The following is a 380-nucleotide window of genomic DNA, read 5'->3' on the forward strand; positions in this document are numbered from 1 at the left end:
TTACCAGAAGCCGTTGCCACACAACCCTCACCGCGCGCTGCAACAATGCAAAAAGGCGAAATCACATCACTGGCGCGAAAAGATTTAATTAAAATCATTGTACTCATGATTGGAGCTCGTTTTGATCGCAAATATGCTCAACCGCTTGGCTAATGGTGCTGTCCCACCCTTTTTTCTTCTGCTCTTCTTGGTAATGACGTGCCGCACCAGCAACTTCTTCTGGAGCAAGTTTTGGTTCTTGCGCTAAGGCACACACCTCTAAAGGGCTTGTTGAGGCAAGCGTCGGCAACTTTTCTACCAAACTTTTAAAATGATCCATGCCCCCTTCAAGGGTGCACACACACCGGTATTCCTCACGGGCAGCAGGCAAAATCTTGCCC

1 pseudogene is annotated in these 380 nt (G+C 48.4%); it reads right to left on the reverse strand.

Annotation, left to right across the window (positions count from 1 at the left end):
* Window positions 1–103 precede the first annotated feature (103 nt).
* Window positions 104–380: pseudogene (locus J7R10_RS09655) on the reverse strand (phage protease); the annotation flags it as partial.

It is taken from the genome of Bartonella vinsonii subsp. berkhoffii ATCC 51672, from assembly GCF_902825225.1.
GTDB classification, from domain to species: Bacteria; Pseudomonadota; Alphaproteobacteria; order Rhizobiales; family Rhizobiaceae; genus Bartonella; species Bartonella berkhoffii.